Annotated in this window: 16 protein-coding genes; 3 read left to right on the top strand and 13 right to left on the bottom strand. The window is 69.6% G+C overall.

The features are described from left to right. Nucleotides 1-57: 57 nt before the first annotated feature. The 11 genes from murG to QFZ29_RS06745 all read right to left on the bottom strand — a co-directional run bounded on the left by murG (nucleotide 58) and on the right by QFZ29_RS06745 (nucleotide 12,558). Nucleotides 58-1,158: an undecaprenyldiphospho-muramoylpentapeptide beta-N-acetylglucosaminyltransferase gene (gene murG / locus QFZ29_RS06795; protein WP_306893433.1), complete on the bottom strand. Its 1,101-nt coding sequence runs from the start codon at nucleotides 1,156-1,158 to the stop codon at nucleotides 58-60. Next, entirely contained in the window at nucleotides 1,155-2,405 is a 1,251-nt protein-coding gene (gene ftsW, locus QFZ29_RS06790; RefSeq protein ID WP_306893432.1) for a putative lipid II flippase FtsW, read from the bottom strand. Before ftsW ends, murG begins: the two co-directional genes overlap by 4 nt. Further along, nucleotides 2,365-3,930, bottom strand: a complete 1,566-nt coding sequence (murD, locus tag QFZ29_RS06785) for a UDP-N-acetylmuramoyl-L-alanine--D-glutamate ligase (protein ID WP_306893431.1) — start codon at nucleotides 3,928-3,930, stop codon at nucleotides 2,365-2,367. Before murD ends, ftsW begins: the two co-directional genes overlap by 41 nt. Next, complete coding sequence (mraY, locus tag QFZ29_RS06780; RefSeq protein ID WP_306893430.1) at nucleotides 3,915-5,012, bottom strand: phospho-N-acetylmuramoyl-pentapeptide-transferase; 1,098 nt, start codon at nucleotides 5,010-5,012, stop codon at nucleotides 3,915-3,917. Before mraY ends, murD begins: the two co-directional genes overlap by 16 nt. Next, entirely contained in the window at nucleotides 5,009-6,421 is a 1,413-nt protein-coding gene (locus QFZ29_RS06775) for a UDP-N-acetylmuramoyl-tripeptide--D-alanyl-D-alanine ligase (RefSeq protein ID WP_306893429.1), read from the bottom strand. The genes mraY and QFZ29_RS06775 overlap by 4 nt, the downstream gene beginning before the upstream one ends. Beyond that, nucleotides 6,418-7,965 (bottom strand): Mur ligase family protein, encoded by a 1,548-nt coding sequence (locus QFZ29_RS06770; RefSeq protein WP_306893428.1) that lies wholly within the window; start codon nucleotides 7,963-7,965, stop codon nucleotides 6,418-6,420. Before QFZ29_RS06770 ends, QFZ29_RS06775 begins: the two co-directional genes overlap by 4 nt. 13 nt (nucleotides 7,966-7,978) lie before the next feature. Next, a complete protein-coding gene (locus QFZ29_RS06765; protein WP_306893427.1) occupies nucleotides 7,979-9,778 on the bottom strand; it encodes a peptidoglycan D,D-transpeptidase FtsI family protein in 1,800 nt (599 codons plus the stop codon). Between the two features lie 50 nt (nucleotides 9,779-9,828). After that, entirely contained in the window at nucleotides 9,829-10,413 is a 585-nt protein-coding gene (locus QFZ29_RS06760) for a hypothetical protein (RefSeq protein WP_306893426.1), read from the bottom strand. Then, nucleotides 10,410-11,363 (bottom strand): 16S rRNA (cytosine(1402)-N(4))-methyltransferase RsmH, encoded by a 954-nt coding sequence (gene rsmH, locus QFZ29_RS06755; RefSeq protein WP_306893425.1) that lies wholly within the window; start codon nucleotides 11,361-11,363, stop codon nucleotides 10,410-10,412. The genes QFZ29_RS06760 and rsmH overlap by 4 nt, the downstream gene beginning before the upstream one ends. A 103-nt stretch (nucleotides 11,364-11,466) precedes the next feature. Further along, nucleotides 11,467-11,898, bottom strand: a complete 432-nt coding sequence (mraZ, locus tag QFZ29_RS06750) for a division/cell wall cluster transcriptional repressor MraZ (RefSeq protein ID WP_306893424.1) — start codon at nucleotides 11,896-11,898, stop codon at nucleotides 11,467-11,469. A gap of 276 nt (nucleotides 11,899-12,174) precedes the next feature. Next, complete coding sequence (locus QFZ29_RS06745; protein ID WP_129521515.1) at nucleotides 12,175-12,558, bottom strand: DUF3040 domain-containing protein; 384 nt, start codon at nucleotides 12,556-12,558, stop codon at nucleotides 12,175-12,177. A 74-nt stretch (nucleotides 12,559-12,632) separates the two neighbouring features. On the opposite strand from QFZ29_RS06745, the gene QFZ29_RS06740 reads away from it, so the two are divergent. Then, nucleotides 12,633-13,745, top strand: coding sequence for a polyprenyl synthetase family protein (locus tag QFZ29_RS06740; RefSeq protein WP_306893423.1), 1,113 nt, complete (start codon nucleotides 12,633-12,635; stop codon nucleotides 13,743-13,745). A gap of 79 nt (nucleotides 13,746-13,824) precedes the next feature. Here QFZ29_RS06740 and QFZ29_RS06735 read toward each other — a convergent pair whose 3' ends face one another. Continuing rightward, on the bottom strand, nucleotides 13,825-14,163 hold the full coding sequence (locus QFZ29_RS06735; protein ID WP_306893422.1) for an Rv2175c family DNA-binding protein: 339 nt from the start codon (nucleotides 14,161-14,163) through the stop codon (nucleotides 13,825-13,827). Nucleotides 14,164-14,338: 175 nt separating this feature from the next. Between QFZ29_RS06735 and QFZ29_RS06730 the strand changes: the two genes are divergently transcribed. Next, a complete protein-coding gene (locus tag QFZ29_RS06730; protein WP_306893421.1) occupies nucleotides 14,339-15,574 on the top strand; it encodes a LysM peptidoglycan-binding domain-containing protein in 1,236 nt (411 codons plus the stop codon). Nucleotides 15,575-15,719: 145 nt separating this feature from the next. Beyond that, nucleotides 15,720-17,609: a Stk1 family PASTA domain-containing Ser/Thr kinase gene (gene pknB, locus QFZ29_RS06725; protein ID WP_444876254.1), complete on the top strand. Its 1,890-nt coding sequence runs from the start codon at nucleotides 15,720-15,722 to the stop codon at nucleotides 17,607-17,609. 99 nt (nucleotides 17,610-17,708) lie between these two features. Here the strand turns inward: pknB and QFZ29_RS06720 are convergent, their stop codons facing one another. Continuing rightward, nucleotides 17,709-19,079, bottom strand: coding sequence for a class II 3-deoxy-7-phosphoheptulonate synthase (locus QFZ29_RS06720; RefSeq protein WP_306893419.1), 1,371 nt, complete (start codon nucleotides 19,077-19,079; stop codon nucleotides 17,709-17,711). Between the last annotated feature and the right edge of the window lie 76 nt (nucleotides 19,080-19,155).

The following is a 19,155-nucleotide window of genomic DNA, read 5'->3' as shown; positions in this document are numbered from 1 at the left end:
GTGTGGTCGATGAATCGTTCGGTCTGGAGCGGGGCCGCGGCATCCGCCCACTCAACGTTACGCGCCTCGCGCGGACTCGCCGGCTCCCCCGCCGAGCGCGGTGTCGACGAGCGCGACCATTCGATCGGTGCCGTCGCGACGGCCGACGGATGCCGCGGCCTCGGCCATCGCTGTGACACGCGCTCGGTCGCCGAGGAGCGGCGCGAGCTCGGCGGTGACCCACTCGGGCACGAATGCCGCGTCGTCGACGAGGATGCCGCCGCCTGCCGCGACGACCTCGGCCGCGTTGAATCGTTGCTCGCCGTTGCCGACGGGATAGGGCACGTAGACGGCCGGGATGCCGAGCGCGGCGAGTTCGCTCACGGTTGCGGCGCCGGCCCGGGAGACCGCGAAGTCGGCGAGGGCGAGCGCGAGATCCATGCGGTCGGCGTACTCGACCATGCGATAGCCGGCCATCGCCGGGTCGTCGACCTCAGACGCGGCTCCCGTGATGTGCAGCACCTGCCACCCGGCATCCGTGACGGCGCGTGCGCTGTCGACGACCGTGCGATTGATGCGACGCGCGCCGAGCGAACCGCCGGTCGCCAGCAGGATGGGGCGATCAGGATCGAGGCCGAAGAACGCCGCGGCCTCGGCCCGCAGCGCCGCGCGATCGAGCGATTCGATCTCGGGGCGGAGCGGCATGCCGACGACCTGCGCGCGAGGGAGGGGCGTGCCGGCGAACGCGACGCCGACGGCGGCCGCCGATCGTGCGCCGAGGCGGTTGGCGAGACCGGGTCTCGCGTTCGCCTCGTGGATTGCGACGGGCACGCCCTCGCGTCGTGCCGCGAGATACGCGGGCGTCGAGACGTAGCCGCCGAAGCCGACGACGACGTCGACGCCGCGTTCGGCGATGATGGCGCGCACGTCGTCGATCGAGCGTCGGAACAGGGCGGGGAACGCGAGCGCCGCGCGGTTCGGGCGCCGCGGGAAGGGCACCTTCGCGATCGTGAGCAGCTCGTAGCCGCGCGCCGGGACGAGCCTCGACTCGAGGCCCTCGGCGGTGCCGAGCACGAGCACAAGCGCCTCGGGGTCGCGCTCGCGCAAGCGACCGGCGACCGCGAGCAACGGGTTCACGTGGCCGGCGGTGCCCCCGCCGGCCAACAGGTAGACGGTCATCGGAGCGGACGCCCCACCGCGCGTGCCTTGCGGGCCTCGGCGCGTGCCGCCGCGCGAGCCGGCGCTTCGGGATCGCGTGCGACCGAGAGCACGACGCCGATCGCGAAGAGCGTCGTGAGCAGGGCGGTGCCGCCCGCTGAGACGAGCGGAAGGGGGACACCGAGAACGGGGAAGACGCCGAGCACGACACCGATATTGACACAGGCCTGACCGATGATCCACACGAGCACCGCTGCCGTCACTGCACGTGCGAACTGCGTGCGAGCCGCCCGGAGCACACGCGCGAACGTGACGGCGAGCACGACGAAGAGGGCGATGACGACGACCGCGCCGATGAGGCCGAGCTCCTCGCCGATGATCGCGAAGATGAAGTCGTTGTCGGCGGCCGGAAGCCACGACCATTTCGCCGCCGAGTTCCCGAGCCCGACTCCGAACACCCCGCCGTTCGCGAGGGCGAACATCCCGTGCTGGATCTGGTAGCAGTCCTCCTGGTCGTACTGCGAGCAGTTCTCCTCGAGGAACGCCGTGATGCGTCGCATCCGGCTGTCGCTCGAGACGGCGACGATGACGAAGGCGATCGCGCCGATGAAGACCGGCGGCAGCAGGAGGCGGAACCGGACGCCGATGAGGAAGAGCGCACCGAGGAGCATCGCGCCCATGATCATGACGGTGCCGAGGTCGCCGCCGAGGAGCACGAGCCCGATCGAGCCGCCGCCGACGAGCAGGATCGGCAGGATGCCCCGCCGGAACTCGCCGAGGTACGGTTCCTTCTTCGTCACGATGAGTCCGAGCCACATGACGAGCGCGACCTTGATGAGCTCCGACGGCTGGAACTGCACGGGCCCGATCGCGAGCCAGTTCGTGTTGCCGCCGACGGTGATGCCGAGCGGGGTCGCCACCACGAGCAGTTGCAGCACGCACGAGACGATGAGGGCGGGCCACGCCATCCGCATCCACAGCGTCTCGGGCATCCGGCTCGCGATGAGCATGATCGGAATCCCGAACAGCGCGTAGAGGCCCTGCCTGGTCGCCTGCACGAAGAACCCGCCGTCATCGAGGTGCGACTCGACCGACGACGAGGAGAGCACCATGATGAGCCCGAACACGACGAGGAACAGCGTCGTGCCGAGCAGCAGGAAGTAGTCCTTCGACTCGACGCGGAACACGCGGCCGAGACCGATGCGGGCGGCCCAGGCGCCCGTCTGCTCAGCCTTCGCTGGGCGGCTCTTGCGGGGCGGGGTCGCCATCCGCCTCACCCCCAAGCTGTGCGATGACCGCGTCGTGGAATCGCCGGCCGCGGTCGGCGTAGTCGGCGAACTGGTCCATGGATGCCGCGGCCGGCGCGAGGAGCACGGTGTCGCCCTCCCCCGCGACCGCCGCAGCGAGTGCGACCGCCTCGGGCATCACGTGTTCAGTGTCATCCGCGTCGACCTCGAACACGGGCAGTGCCGGCGCGTGTCGGGCGAATGCGGCGACGAGCTCGGTGCGATCGACGCCGATCACGATGGCAGCGCGAAGGCGCGGCGCGTGCGACGCCACGAGCGCGTCGGCGTCGACGCCCTTCAGGAGCCCGCCGACGATCCAGACGACCTGCCCGAACGCCCGCAGCGAGGCCTCGGCGGCGTGCGGATTCGTGGCCTTCGAATCATCGATCCAGCGGATGCCGCCGGCCACCGCGACCGTCTCGATGCGATGTGCGTCGAGACGGAAGTCTCTGAGCGCGTCGTGGATGACCTCGACCGGAACACCGAAGGATCGCGCGAGCGCCGATGCCGCGAGGATGTTGGCCACCACGTGCGGTGCGGCGAGGCCGTGCCGCTCGAGCTCTGGGACCGTCACGATCTCGAGCGCGGAGGTCTGCCGCTCCTCGAGGAACGCACGGTCGCAGAGGATGCCCTCGACGACGCCGAAGTCGCTCGGCCCGGGAACGTCGAGCCCGAACCCGATCGCCCGGGCCCCCTCTTCGACGTCGGCATCGCGCACCATCTGCTCGGTCGCCTCGTCGCCGCGGTTGTAGACGCACGCGACCTTGGTGTTCGCGTAGACGGTGCCCTTCGCCGACCGGTACGCCTCGGCGGAGCCGTGCCAGTCGAGGTGGTCGTCGGCGACGTTCAGGCACACGCTCGCCCACGGGTGCAGGGCTCCAGGGCCGATGGTCGGCAGATGGTGGAGTTGATAGCTCGAGAGCTCCACGACGAGCACGTCGAATCCGCCCGGGTCGCGTACGGCGTCGAGCACGGGCACGCCGATGTTCCCGCAGGGCGCCGCGCGCAGGCCGTTCGCCGCGAGGAAGGTCGCCGTGAGCTGGACCGTCGTGGTCTTGCCGTTCGTGCCGGTCACGAGGATCCACTCGGCGGCGTTGACCTTGTCGCGCACGCGCCAGGCGAGCTCGATGTCGCCCCAGACGGGCGTGCCGGTCTCCCCCGCCCATTCCAGCACGGGGTGGTCGGGGTGGAACCCGGGCGAGGCGACGATGAGCTCAGGGGCGAACTCCGCGAGCCCGGCGGGCACCGAGTCGAGCGGATGCCGCAGCAGCTCGGCGCCGATGACCTCGAGGATGCGGGCCCGGTCGTCGTCGGGCTCGGGCGCGAGCACGAGCACCTTCGCGCCGAGCTCGGTGAGCGTGTCGGCGACGGCGAAGCCCGTGACGCCGAGTCCGAGCACGGCGACGCGAAGCGCGCTCCAGTCGGCATGCCAGCTCGTCAGGGAGTCGAGGCGGGCGGTTGAGCCCTGCGGGCTCGTGGCGGCATCCGAGGTCAACTCTGCAGCCATTCGAAGTAGAAGCTGCCGACGCCGGCGGCGACGAACAAGCCGCCGATGATCCAGAACCGGACGACGATCGTGACCTCGGCCCAGCCCTTGAGCTCGAAGTGATGGTGGATCGGACTCATCAGGAAGATGCGTTTCCCGCGGGTCAGTTTGAAGTAGGCACGCTGCACGATGACCGAACCCGTCTCGATCACGAAGAGGCCGCCGATCACGAGGAGCAACAGCTCGGTGTGGCTCACGATCGCGAGGGCCGCGAGGGCGCCGCCGAGCGCGAGCGAGCCCGTGTCGCCCATGTAGATGTGCGCGGGGTTCGTGTTCCACCACAGGAAGCCGATGAGGCCGCCGACGATGGCCGTCGCGACGATCGCGATGTCGAGCGGATCGCGCACGTCGTAGCTGCGATAGAAGTCGCTCGGATTGAGGTTCTCGCCGAAGCGCGACTGGTTGAACTGCCAGAACCCGATGATGACGAACGAGCCGATCGCGAGGATCGAGGCGCCCGTGGCGAGCCCGTCGAGTCCGTCGGTGACGTTCACCGCGTTCGAGGTGCCGGCCGTGATGAGGCAGATCCAGAGCACGTACAGGATCACGCCGCCGATGGTGCCGAAGACCATGAAGTCGAGGTCGAGGTCGCGGATGAACGAGATCTTCGTGTTGGCGGGGGTCACGCCCTGCGCGTTCGGGAACTGCAGCGCGAGCAGGGCGAACGTGGTCGCCACCGCGACCTGCCCGGCGACCTTCGCCCAACCGCCGAGCCCGAGGCTCTGCTTCTTGCGGGTCTTCAGGAAGTCGTCGATGAAGCCCACGGCCCCGAGGCCCACCATCATGAGCAGCACGAGCAGCCCCGACTCCGTCGGGGGCTCGTTGCTCACCAGGAGGGTCGCCACGAAATAGCCGAAGAGCGTGCCGAGGATGAAGATGATGCCGCCCATCGTGGGCGTGCCGCGCTTGACGTGGTGGCTCTTCGGACCGTCGTCGCGGATGAATTGGCCCCACCCCAGCCGCGTGAACAGGCGGATGAACAACGGGGTCAGAAACAGGGTGAAGGAGAGCGACAGGGCTCCGGCAGTCAGCAGTGCTCTCACGAGAACCATTCTCCCAGTCGGTCGCCCAGGTGACGCAGGCCGGCCGAGTTCGACGATTTGACGAGCACCGTGTCACCGGGGCGGATGGAGGACACGAGGAGGTCGAACGCCTCGTCGGCGGTCTCCACGTAGGCGGATTCGCCGTCCCACGAGCCCTCGTTGATGGCGGTGATGTGCAGGCGCCGGGCGCCATTGCCGACGACGACGAGTTGCGACACGCCGAGTCGCACGGCCAGCAGCGCGATGCGGTCGTGCTCCTCGCCCGAGAACTCGCCGAGCTCGCTCATCTCGCCGAGCACGGCGATCGTGCGCCCGCCCGGTGCCTTCACCTGCGCGAGGGTCTTCAGCGCAGCGGCCATCGAGTCGGGACTCGCGTTGTAGGCGTCGTTGATGATCGTGACGTCGTCGCGGCCGCCCATGAGCTGCATCCGCCAGCGCTCGGCGAGGGTGACCGACTCGAGGGCCTCGACGATGGCCGACAGGGGCACGCCGAGTTCGACGGATGCCGCGATCGCCGCGAGGGCGTTCATGACGTGGTGCTCGCCGAGCACGCCGAAGCGCACTCGTGCTCGCTCGCCGCCTCGCAGGACGACCGTGAACTCGGTGCCGCGGGAGTGCGCGACGACGTCGACGGCTCGCACGTCGGCCGATTCGCCGAGTCCGAACCACACGACTCGAGCCGCGGTGAGATCGGCCATGGGCACGACGCGCGGGTCGTCGGCGTTCAGCACCGCGACATCCGTGCCGAGCAGTTCGGTGACCATCTCGGACTTCGCACGCACGGTCTGCTCGATGCCGCCGAACCCCCCGGCATGGGCGAGGCCCACCTTCAGGACGATGCCGATGTCGGGCTTGGCCAGGCGGATGAGCCGAGCGATCTCGCCGACCGCGCTCGCGCCCATCTCGGCGACGAGGAATCGGGTCTCGTCGGTGAGCTCGAGCATCGTGATCGGCGCACCCACCTCGTTGTTGAACGACGCGCGTGCGGCGACCGTGGGACCCACTCGCTCGAGCACCGTGCGGAGGAGGTTCTTCGTGGTCGTCTTGCCGTTCGATCCGGTGACGCCCACGATGCGGAGCTGCCCGTGGGAGCGCACGCGCCGAACGACCTCTGCGGCGATCGCACCGAGCGCGTCGACCGAGTCGGCCACGACGAGCTGGGGCACCGGCACGTCGAGCGGTCGTTCGACGACGAGGAGGGCGGCTCCCTGGTCCGCGGCGGCGGGAGCGAAGCGGTGGCCGTCGTCGAACTCACCGCGCTTGGCGACGAACACGCCGCCCGCCGAGACCTCGCGGGAGTCGGTCGTGACGGCGCCGGAGACGACCGTCTCAGGCGTCGCGTCGGTGCCCTTGAGGTGGAGCTCGCCGGGGGCGGCCGCTGCGAACTCTGCAAGGGTGAGCGCGATCATTCGAGCCACCCGGCGTCGCGCAACGCCTGCTTCGAGTCCTCGCGAGCCGAATACGGGATCTTCACGCCTCGCACTTCGTGGTAGTCCTCATGGCCGGGCCCTGCATAGAGGATCGCGTCACCCTCGCCGGCGAGGGCGAGCGCGGCGCGGAACGCGGCACGCGGGTCGGGAACCTCGTGGATCTCGCGCTCGGGCACTGCCGCGCGCGCTCCGGCGATGAGCGCCGCGCGGATGGCGGCGGGGTCTTCGAAGCGAGGATGGAAGTCGGTGACGACGACCACGTCGGCGCCGCGTGCCGCGATCGCGCCCATCTCGGCGCGCTTCGTGGTGTCACGGTCGCCGTCGGCGCCGAAGACCATCACGAGTTTGCCCGAGGTGAAGCGGCGGATGGCGCCGAGGGTCTGCAGGAACGCATCGGGGCTGTGGCCGTAGTCGATGTAGACGACGGGGCCGCGATCGCCCGAGATGCGCTCGGCGCGACCCGGGATGTAGGCGTCGACGCCGCCGTCGCGCTCGAGGACGTGCGCGATGCGCTCGAGATCGATGCCCGATTCGACGAGCATGATGATCGCAAGCGCGGCGTTCGCCGCCATATACCAGCCGAGCAGGGGCACACTCGACTCGAGGCGGCGCCCCTCTGGGCCGTCGAGCACGAAGCTCGTGTGGGTGGCCGTCTCGTCGAGCACGGTGAGGCGCCAGTCTGCCACGACGCCGTCGATGGTCGTGAGCGTCGTCACGGGGATGCGAGACGCGCCGACGAGTCGCTCCCCCCACTCGGAGTCGACCGTGATCACGCCGCGACGTGCGCGCTCCGGCTGGAACAGCTCGCGCTTCGCGTCGAAGTACTCCTCGAGCGACGCGTAGTCGTCGAGGTGGTCGTGCGTGAGGTTCGTGAACCCGACGACGTCGAACACGAGCCCGTCGACCCGGTGCCGCGAGAGCGCCTGCGCCGACACCTCGATGCCGACCGCGCGCACGTCGACCTCGCGCATGCGCGCGAGCAGCGCGTGCAGCTCGCTCGCCTCGGGCGTCGTGAGCGAGCTCGTGACGGCTTCGTCGCCGATGCGCCGTTCGGCCGTCGAGGTGAGGCCGGCGACGATGCCGAGCTGGCGGAGGATGCCGTAGAGCAGGTACACGACGCTCGTCTTGCCGTTCGTGCCGGTCACGGCGAACAGGGTGGCGGGATTCTCGGCCGTGCGGTGGATCCACGCCGCCACTTCGCCGAGCGCGGCTCGCGCGTCGGGGGTCACGAGGATCGGCAGCCCGGCTCCCGCGGCCCGCACGGCGCCGGTCTCATCGGTGAGCACGGCGACCGCGCCGGCATCGCGGGCTGCGGCCGTGAAGTCGGCGCCGTGCGCGTTCCTGCCGGGTACGCCGACGTAGAGGTCGCCGGGGCGCACCGTCGCCGACGAGAGTGCCGCGCCGGTGATCTCGAGACCGTCGACATCGCCGCGCACCTCGAGGCCGAACGCCTCGGCGAGGCCGTGGACGGATCGGGGGCTCGGATGCTGCGGCCGGAGGGCCGTGGGAGGCGATCCGGTCACGAACCCAACTTTCTCACCAGGTGGCTGGCAGCTCGGGCGCCGGGGCGCCGGATGGAACGGTCCGATACTTCTTCAGCACTTGGCTCATCACCTGCTGGAAGACGGGAGCGGAGGCGGCGGACGAATTCATCTTAACCGGATTCATGATGCTCACCGAAACGACGAACTCGGGGTCGTCGGCCGGGGCGAAGCCGGAGACCGACACGAGGTGGCCGGTCAGGTAGCCGCCCTGGCCATCGGCGACCTGCGCGGTGCCGGTCTTCGCCGCCACGCGGTAGCCGGGGATCTCCCACTCGTCGGCGAGCCACCCTTCGAGGTACACGCGCTCGAGCATCTGGCTCGTCTGGTCGGCGGCGCCTTCGGAGATGACCTGCGTTCCGGTGGACTCGGTCTCGGTGACGTCGCCGTTCTCGTCGCGGCATCCGTCGACCAAGGTGACGGGCATGCGCACGCCGCCGTTCGCGATGGTCTGGTATGCGCTCGCGATCTGCACGGCGGTCGTGGTGAGTCCCTGGCCGAACATCGTCGCGTACTTGGTCTGGTTGTCCCACTCGTCGGGACCGCCGTGCAGGTCGCCGGGCTCCTCGGCGGGGAACCCGACCTCGGTGCGCTCGCCGAGCCCGAAGCCCTGCATGTACTCGAACCGCTGCTGGTCGGTGAGACGTTCGCCGAACATCGACATGCCGGTGTTCGACGAGTCGATCAACACCCCGGTCAGCGTGTACGGGGTCGGCCCGTGGAAGAAGCTGTCGGTGATGTCGGCGCCGTTCGGCGGCAGGTACTGGTAGTCGGCGACGATCTCGCTGAGCGGATCGGCCTTGCCCGCGTCGATCACGGATGCCGCGGTGAGCGCCTTGAACGTCGATCCGGGCTCGAATGGGGCGGTGAACGACCGTGAGCCGCGGTCGCCCTTGGGAGTCGCGGCAGGGTCGTTCGGGTCGACCGTCGGCACGTCGGCGACGGCGAGGAGCCGGCCGGTCTTCGCCTCCATGACTGTGACGGTCGCCCAATCGGCCCCGGTCGCCTGCACTTGCGCCTCGGCGGCACGCTGCACGAACCACTGCAGGTCGCTGTCGATCGTGAGCTCGAGGGTGCCGCCGTTGCGCGCCTCCTTGTGCACGACCTCCGTTCCGGGGATCGTCACCCAGTCGCGCAGGCTGTGCAGGTAGCTGCTCTCGCCGTTCTCGCCGGCGAGGCACTCGTCTTCGGCGAGCTCGAGGCCCGCGAGCGCCTCGCCGTCGGGGTCGACGAATCCGATGAGGTTGCCGGCGACGGCGCCGTTCGGGTAACGACGGCTGGGGTGCTCTGAGGGCACGACCCACGGGATGTCGAGCGCCTTCACCGCTTCATAGGTCGGAGTGTCGACGAGCTTGGCGACGTAGGCGAAGTCGGACTTCGGGTCGGCGGCGAGGTGGCTGTCGATGATGGCGAGCACCTCCTCGCCCGTGATGCCCACGGCCGCGCCGAGCTCTGCGGCGACCTGTTCGAGCGGGACCTTCTCGGTCGTCGTCTTCGCGGGATCAGCGGGATTGGGGACCTCGCGGTCGACCGGTCCGGCGTTCTTCGGCGAGAGGGCGATGTCGTACCGGATGACGCTGTCGGCGAGCACCTTCCCGTTCGCGTCGACGATGTCGCCGCGTGCCCCGTAGGTGGTCACCGGTTGGGACCGGGCGTCTTCGGCCTGCACGTTGAGCTCGGCGGCGCGCACCACTTGGATGTCGACGAGACGCACGACGAAGACGCCCACGAGCGCGACGAGCACGACCGCCGCGATCAGGATGCGACGCATCGGGTGCCGGCTGATGCGGTTCATCCGTTCCCCGTCCCCGTTCTCGTCATCGTCGTGCTGCTCGCCATGCGCGTTCAGTGCGTCGCGGGCGTCGGGAGTCCGTTGCCCGCCGGCGGTGCGGCCGCCTGGTTCGGCGTCGCGGGGTCGGCGGCGTGCTCGGGCTTCGCCGCGTTCTCAGCATTGCCGCCCTGCTGCTCGGTCACGAGCGGCACGCCGTCGATGAGGGTGTTCGGCACGAGCGGAGCGGATGCCGCTGCGCCGCCGGTCGCGGCGGTCGGCTGCCCGAGCACCGCCCCGTCGGACAGTCGCAGGTACACCGGGCTCGAATTCGGCACCATGCCGAGCGCCTCGGCGTTCATCGCGAGGAACTGCGGCGACTCGACTCGATCGAGATCTTCGGTGAGCGTCTGCTGCTCCCGTGCGAGCTCGGCCTGGCGCACTTGGTAGGCATCGATCTCGTAGGCGCCCTGGGTGACCGCGATGGAGAGCAGCAGCTGCGCGAGGATGATGACCGCGACGCTGCCGAGGGCGATCACCGCATAGCCGAGCGTGGGTTTGGCGCGCGCGATCGCGCGTTCGGGAGCAGGACGGAGTCGCCGCTGGCTCTCCGTCTCGATGCGACGTGGGGCTGGTACGGACTGGGCCGGCACAGCGCTCATGACGGCCTCCTCACTCGTTCGGCGGCGCGCAGTCGCACCGGCTTCGCACGCGGGTTCTCCGCTTGTTCTGATTCGCTCGCCTGTTCTGCTCCGCGTACGAGCAGCTTGAAGTTCGGGCGGTGTTCGGGCAGTTCCATGGGCAACCCGGCGGGTGCACTGGAGCTCGCTGCGGCCTGGAGTGCCCGCTTGACGATGCGGTCCTCGAGCGACTGGTAGGCGAGCACGACGATGCGACCGCCGACGGCGAGCGTGTCGAGGGCGGCCGGCATTGCATCCTGCAGCACCGAGAGCTCTTCATTCACCTCGATGCGCAGCGCCTGGAAGACCCGCTTGGCCGGATGCCCCTGCCGTTGCACGACGACGGGCGTCGCCGCCGTGATGATCTGGACGAGCTGGGCCGAACGGGTGATCGGAGCCTCCGCCCTGGCCCGCACGATCGCTCGCGCATACCTCGCCGCGAGCTTCTCCTCGCCGTAGTCGAGGAAGATGCGCTTGAGCTCGTCTTCGCTCTCTTCGGCGATGACGTCGGCCGCGGTGCGCCCCTGCGTGAAGTCCATCCGCATGTCGAGCGGAGCATCTTTCGAGTAGGCGAACCCGCGCTCGGCCCGATCGAGCTGCAGCGACGAGACACCGAGGTCGAAGAGCACTCCCTGCACCTCACGGAATCCCTCGGATCGCACGGCGCGCGCGATGCCGTCGTAGACCGTGTGCACGAACCGCATGCGGTCACCGTAGGCCGCGAGGCGCTCACGGGCGATCTCGAGGGCGTCGGGGTCGCGATCGAGGCCGATCACGGTGAGGTTCGGGAAGCGCTCGAGGAACGCGCGAGTGTGTCCGCCCATGCCGAGCGTGGCATCGACGAGCACCGCGCCCTCGCGATCGAGGGCGGGAGCGAGCAGCTCGACCGTGCGGTCGAGCATCACCGGGGTGTGAATTCGTTCGAAGTCCATAGTTCCGCCTTGCCTTCGGGGCCTCGGGTTCCGATCCCCATCCGTTCGTCCTGGTGCGGGGAAGTGCATCAGGCGCGGCCGGCTGGGAGTCGGAGCCAGAGGATCAGAAGAGCCCGGGGATCACCTCCTCCGCCGTGTCTGCGAAGGCCGCCTCCTGCTCGGCGAGGTATTTCTGCCACGCCGTTGCATCCCAGATCTCCACCCGGCTGCCCGTGCCGATGACCGTGAGGTCACGGTCGAGCCCCGCATAGTTGCGGAGCGTGGCGGGGATGGTGACGCGATGCTGTTTGTCGGGGGTCTCCGCTGACGCCCCGGAGAGGAAGACGCGCATGTAGTCGCGCGCTTGCTTGCTCGTCACCGGGGCTTGGCGGATCTTGTCGCTCATGTTCTCGAACTCCCGCACGCTGAACACGTAGATGCAGCGCTCCTGGCCTCGTGTGAGCACGAGGCCGTTCGACAACTCCTCACGGAACTTCGCCGGAAGAATGACTCGACCTTTCTCGTCGAGCTTTGGTTCGTAGCTTCCGAGGAACATCGCGTCACCCCCTTTCCTCCGGCCAGAATCCAGGTAACCCCACTTTACTCCACTCTCATCCACCAATCAACGACATTCGCTCGCTTTCGGCGGTTCGGGCATGGGAGTTCCCTGTGAGTACGGGGCTGTGTGGAGTGGAGGGAAATGGAGCACGCTCGCTCTCCGACGGCGCGGCGACTCGTCAGGACAGGCGGATCAGCGCGCTGAGGCGCCCCCGGATCGGCCCGTTTTTTCTTGCCCGGGAGATCGACCCGTGAAGTGGTGGGGAGTGGAGGGTTACTCGCGACCCTCTTGACGACGATCCCAGCGGTCGTTCATGCGATCCATGAACCCGCCTCCCGACCGAGCGGTGCGCTTTGCTGTGGTGGGCTCCCCAGGGGCGGCGGACATGGGCCCGCGCTTCGAGGGGGTGATGGCGATGAGCACACCGCCGAACATCAGAGCGAAGCCGACGATGCCGACCACGAGATTCTGCAGTGCGACCCCCGCGATGAGCGCGGCGATGCCGGCGACGGCGAGGAGGATTCCGAGCACGATCGATCGGTAGTTCGGGCGGCGTCCACGAACTCCGCCGACTGCATGCACGAAGTCGGCGTCATTGCGATAGAGGTTCCGCTCCATCTCCTCGAGAAGACGTTGCTCCTGCTCTGAAAGCGGCATCTCATTCCCCTCAGGCTCGGGATCGACGCATCCGATTCCATTCTAGCGCCGCGCCGCCTCGCTAGGCTAGGCGGGTGGCTCACGGTTCCCGGCTGGTCGATCTGGTGCACGAACGCATCGAGGATTTCCTCGCCGAACGCTCTTCTATTCTCCGCTCCATCAGCAGCGACCTCGAACCGCTCGATGCGTTCTCAAGGCGCTTTCTCAGCGGAGGCAAGCGCTTCCGGGCGCTGTTCTGCTATTGGGGCTGGGAGGCTGTGCGCGCACGCGGGTTCGACGCGTACGCCACCGACGGCGAGAGCGACCGCTTTCCGGTCGTCTCCGCGGCATCCGCCCTCGAACTCTTCCACGCGGCCGCGCTCGTGCACGACGACATCATCGACAGTTCCGACACGCGGCGGGGGGCGCCGTCGGCCCACCGGCTCTTCGAGCAATTGCACGACGACTCGGGCTGGGCGGGCAGCGCCCCCGGCTTCGGCCGTGCATCGGCGATCCTCCTCGGCGACCTGCTGCTGGGGTGGAGTGACGAACTGCTCGACGAGGGACTCTCCGCACTGCCCGACCGAGCCTCTGCTCGCGCGGCGCGCGCCGAGTTCGTGCGCATGCGCACCGAGGTGACCGCCGGGCAGTACCTCGACGTGCTCGAGGAGCGGGCGTGGCTGACGAAGCCCGATTCCGAGCAGCGACTGCGCGCCGAACGGGTCATCGTCTACAAGGCCGCGAAGTACAGCGTCGAGGCGCCGCTCACGATCGGCGGTGCGATCGCCGGCGCCACGAGCGCGCAACTCGAGTCGCTCCGCGAGTTCGGCCTGCCGCTCGGCATCGCCTACCAGTTGCGCGACGACCTGCTCGGCGTGTTCGGCGACCCCGAGATCACGGGCAAGCCGAGCGGCGACGACCTGCGCGAGGGCAAGCGCACGGTGCTCATCGCGATCGCGCGCGAGCGCCTCGCGCCCGGCCAGCGCCGGCTGCTCGACGAGCTGCTCGGCGACCCCGACCTCGACGCCGAGCAAGTGGGGATGCTCCAGAGCACGATCCGCCAGTGCGGAGCGGTCGATGAGATCGAGCGGATCATCGCCGAGCACGTGGCGCGGGCGACCGCCGTGCTCGCCGAGGCCCCGCTGAGCCGCGACGCGCGAGCAGAGCTCGGCTCGCTCGCGAAGGCCGTCACGAGGCGGGCGCACTGACCAGGGTCTGAGGCCGGACGAGGATGCCGCGCGCCGCGGCGCGCACGACGTGCGCTTGCTCAGGCGGATGCGCGCTTGCTCAGGCGAGCGCTTGTGCGATGCGGCGGACCTCGGCCTTCCGGCCGGCGCGGAGGGCGGTGATCGGCGTCGTGCCGAGGCTGTCCTCATCGGAGAGCAACCACTCGAGCGCCTCGTCGTCGCTGAATCCGGCGTCGGCGAGCACCATCGCGGTGCCGTGCAGCTCGTGCAGCGGTTCTCCGTCGCGGAGGAACGACGCGGGTACCTTCAGCACGCCGTCGATGCGCGTGGCGAGCAGGTGTCGGTCGTCGATGAGCCTGCGGATACGGCTGGGGCTCTGCCCGAGCAGTTCAACGAGGTCGGGAACAGTCAGCCATTCAGGCTGGGAGGCGTCGGTCACCCCTCAAGACTGCCATGATCGGCGGGACCGCCGGAAGCGGGATCCACTGCGAATTCGCCGCCGCCGGCGGGCACGCGCGGAGTCGGCGGACGCGCGGCGAGGTGTTTGACTCCCCTATATGCCTGTGCGACGGTTGGCGCGGGAGCCGGCATCGGACGCCGGCGAAGGGGGAACAATGCACCACCAGTCCGAGGCCGCCGCGGCCGATCGCGCGCCCACGACCGATGCCGTCGAGCGGATCAGACCGCGACGACGGCGCATCCGTCGCCTTCTCACCCTGCCACTGGCCGTCGTGAGCACCATCGCGGTCACCCTCGGCATCGCCCAGCCCGCCGAGGCGGCTCCGCAGCAATCGAAGCGCCAGCCGAAGGCGAAGGCGACCACGGCAAAGCCCATGAGCGTGGCGGTGAACGCCCCGGCATCCGTTCCGTCGGAGTACACGGTCGCCGACGGCGACACCGTGAGCAGCATCGCCGAGCGGTTCGGTCTCGCCACGGCTGAGCTGCTCGCGCACAACGGGCTCGGCTGGTCGAGCCTCATCTTCCCCGGACAGCGACTCGCGCTCCCCGGCGGCGGCGCGCCCGCCGCGGCACCGAGCCCCGAGGCGGAGATCGCGAAGCACGTGGTCGTCTCGGGCGACACGGTGAGCGGCATCGCGGCCGCCTATGGCCTCAACGTCGACCAGCTGCTGAGCGCGAACGGGCTCAGCCGCCAGAGCCTCATCTTCCCCGGGCAGGCGATCGTGCTGCCGCCAGTGAACGGCACCGCGGATGCTGCGGCGCCCGCCCCGGCTCCGGCGCCCTCGCCGCCAGAGACGGCGACGGAGGACACCCACCTCGTCGTCGACGGCGACACCCTCTGGGACATCGCCGCACGCAACGACGTCGGCGTGCAGGAGCTCATCGACGCCAACGGCCTCGACGCCTCGGGGATCATCCAGCCCGGCCAAGCCCTGCGGATCCCCCGCCTCGTCGCCGTGACGACCGTGGCGTCGGTGAGCGTCGCGCTCACCGACGAGATGCGCGCCAACGCCGCGATCATCATCGACGTCGGTCGTGCACTCGGCGTGCCCGACCAGGGCATCGTCGTCGCTCTCGCTGCTGCCCCGCAGGAATCGGGCCTGACGAACGTGCAGCACGGCGACCTCGACTCCCTCGGCCTCTTCCAGCAGCGGCCGAGCCGCGGCTGGGGCACCGTCGAGGAGGTACTCGATCCCGCGCGCGCCGCGACCGCCTTCTACGGCGGACCGGTGAACCCGAACGCGGGCCGCACCCTCGGCCTGCTCGACATCGCAGGGTGGGAGTCGATGACGGTCACGCAAGCGGCACAGGCCGTGCAGCAGAGCGCGTTCCCCGACCACTACGCGAAGTGGGAGACCTCCGCTCGGGCCTGGCTCTCCGAGCTCGGGTGACCACGCTCACCGACGTGCTCGATGTCGCGGCGCACCACCCGCGTATCACGATGGGATTGCGATCCGCGCGTCCGCGGCGTTTGTTCGAGTTCCGGCATATGGGTGTTCGTAGACTCGAACGGTGACCACCGCGCCCGCAGATCCGATGATCGGCCGTCTTGTCGACGGCCGCTATCAGGTGCGCTCGCGAATCGCCCGCGGCGGCATGGCCACCGTCTACCTTGCGACCGACCTGCGCCTCGAGCGCCGCGTCGCGATCAAGGTGATGCACGGGCACCTCGCCGATGACAACTCGTTCAAGACGCGCTTCGTTCAAGAAGCCCGCTCGGCCGCTCGCCTGGCACACCCGAACGTCGTGAACGTGTTCGACCAGGGTCAGGACTCCGACATGGCGTATCTCGTCATGGAGTACCTCCCCGGCATCACGCTGCGCGAACTGCTCAAGGACTACAAGACCCTCACTCCCGAGCAGACGGTCGACATCATGGACGCCGTGCTCGCGGGCCTCGCCGCGGCGCACAAGGCGGGCATCGTGCATCGCGACCTCAAGCCCGAGAACGTGCTGCTCGCCGACGACGGCCGCATCAAGCTCGGCGACTTCGGTCTCGCTCGGGCCACGAGCGCGAACACGGCCACGGGCCAGGCTCTCCTCGGCACGATCGCGTACCTCTCCCCCGAGCTCGTCACGCGTGGCGTCGCCGACGCGCGCAGCGACATCTACTCGGTCGGCATCATGATGTACGAGATGCTCACCGGCGCCCAGCCCTACGTGGGCGAGGCACCGATGGCGATCGCCTACCAGCACGCGAACGACTCCGTGCCCACGCCGAGTTCGAAGAACCCCAAGGTGCCCGCCGAACTCGACGAGCTCGTGCTGTGGGCCACGGTCCGCGACCCCGAGGAACGCCCGCGCGACGCGCGCGAGATGCTCGATCGCCTCCGAGAGGTCGAGCCGGTGATCCGCGGTCCGCAATCGCCGCGCACCGAACAGGGCACGATGGTGCTGACGGATGCCGCGGTGCCGGCAGGTGCGGCCACGGCGGCGACGCAAGTGATCGGCCCGCGCGTCGCACCCACGGCGACGACGATGCTGGAGGCATCCGAGGGCGACGACACCACCGCACTCGCCAAGGGCGCAGAGCGCCGCAAGCGGCGCGGCTACTGGATCTTCGCCCTCGTGCTGCTGCTCACTGGGCTCGCGGCGGGCACCGGATGGTACTTCGGCGCCGGCCCCGGCGCGCTCGCGACCGTGCCCGAGACGGCGACGCTCCTTCCCGATCGGGCGACCGAGTTGCTCGAGGAGGCGGGGTTCGAGGTCGAGCCCGGCCAGCGCAACGATCCCGTCGTGCCGGTCGACCAGGTGTCGGGCACCGACCCGGCTGCCGGACGGCAGGTACGGCGGGGCACCACCATCACGCTCTTCGTCTCGATCGGCCCGCGCATGTTGAGCGTGCCGGCGGTGCTCGGGCTGCCCGAGGCCGACGCCCGCGCGCAGCTCAAGGACTTCACGGTCGCCGAGCAGAACGCTCAGCAGTTCTCCTCCGACGTCGCCGCCGGCTCCGTCATCGCCGTGCTCGACGCCGACGGCGCGCCGGTCGGCGAGACGTACGCCGAGCTCCGCGACCTCACGCTCGTGGTCTCACTCGGCCCGGTGCCCGACGTGACGGGCCTTCCGGTCGGCGACGCCGAGGCTGCGATCACCGCTTTGGACCTCGCGGTCGGCTACGCCGATGCCGAGTTCAGCGACGACGTGCCGGCCGATCATGTGATCTCCGCGACCCCGGCGACCGACCCGGTGCGTCCCGGCGATACGATCGTGCTCACGCTCTCGAAGGGCCAAGACCTCGTCGAGGTGCCGAACGTGATCACCGGCCAGACGATCGCGCAGGCACGAGCGCAACTCGAAGCACTCGAATTCGCGGTCACGTCGAACGTGCCCGCCTTCCTCGAGGGCGCGGTCATCGCCTCGGTCCAGAGCCCCGCCGCCGGCGAGATGCTCAAGCGCGGCTCTGAGGTCACCGTCAACTTCGGCTGAGCGATCTGGTTCCCGCGCAATGCGCGGTCGCCAATTGGCGCCTCGATCGGGCAGCAGCAGCGCGGGGCATCCGTCGCCGGACGCCCCGCGCGTGCCTGCTCAGCGGGCCGAGAGCTCCTCGGCCACGAGGAAGGCGAGCTCGAGCGACTGCATGTGGTTCAGGCGCGGGTCGCAGAGCGACTCGTAGCGCGTCGCGAGCGTCTCTTCGTCGATGTGCTCGGAGCCCCCGAGGCACTCGGTGACGTCGTCGCCCGTGAGCTCGACGTGGATGCCGCCGGGGTGCGTGCCTGCGGCCCGGTGCGCCTCGAAGAAGCCCTTGACCTCGTCGACGACGTCGTCGAAGCGACGCGTCTTGTAGCCCGTGGGGGTCGTGATGCCGTTGCCGTGCATCGGATCGGTGACCCACAACGGGTTCGCGTCGCTCGCCTTGATCGCCTCGAGGAGGGGCGGCAGGGCGTCGCGGATCTTGCCTGCGCCCATTCGGGTGATGAACGTGAGACGACCCGGCTCGCGGTGGGGGTCGAGCTTCTCGACGAGCTCGAGCATGACCTCGGGCGTCGTGGTCGGGCCGAGCTTCACTCCGAGCGGGTTGCGCACGCGCGACAGGAAGTCGACGTGCGCGCCGTCGAGCTCACGAGTGCGCTCGCCGATCCAGATGAAGTGCGACGAGGTGTCGTAGGGCGTGCCGGTGCGCGAGTCGATGCGCGTCATCGGCCGTTCGTAGTCCATGAGCAGGCCCTCGTGGCCCGTGTAGAACTCGGTGTGCTTGATCGCCTCGAAGTCGGCGCCGCAGGCCTCCATGAACTTGATCGCGCGGTCGATCTCGCGGGCCATCGACTCGTAGCGGGCGTTCGCCGGGTTGGTGGCGAACCCCTGGTTCCACGAGTGCACCTGGCGGAGATCGGCGAACCCGCCCTGCGTGAACGCGCGAATGAGATTCAGCGTCGACGCCGCCGTGTGGTAGCCCTTCACGAGACGCGCAGGGTCGGCTGCGCGCGACTCGGGCGTGAAGTCGTAGCCGTTCACGATGTCGCCTCGGTACGCGGGCAGGCTGACGTCGCCGCGCGTCTCGATGTCGCTCGAGCGCGGCTTGGCGAACTGGCCCGCCATGCGGCCCATCTTCACGACCGGCATCGAGGCGCCGTACGTGAGCACGACCGCCATCTGGAGCACGGTCTTCACACGATTGCGGATCTGGTCTGCCGTGGCACCCGCGAAGGTCTCTGCACAGTCGCCGCCCTGCAGGAGGAACGCCTCGCCGCGAGACGCGGCCGCGAGCCGGTCGCGCAGGATGTCGACCTCGCCCGCGAACACGAGCGGCGGCAGCGTTGCGAGCTCTGCGGATGCCGCGTGCGCGGCCTCGGGGTCGGGCCACGCCGGCTGCTGCTTGATCGGCAGCGTGCGCCAATAGTCGAGGCCGGCAATGACGGAGGGATCTGCATTGACGATCGGCTCGACGAGCTGTACCACGGGAGTGTCCTGGAGGGTTCGGGCGCACGGGGGCGCCGGGAATGGATAACGGCGTCGCACGCTGCGACCGCCGCTG

This window comes from Agromyces albus (assembly GCF_030815405.1).
Classification (GTDB): domain Bacteria; phylum Actinomycetota; class Actinomycetes; order Actinomycetales; family Microbacteriaceae; genus Agromyces; species Agromyces albus_A.
The sequence above is the reverse complement of the archived record's forward strand: the minus strand, read 5'-3'. Positions and strand labels throughout refer to the sequence as shown.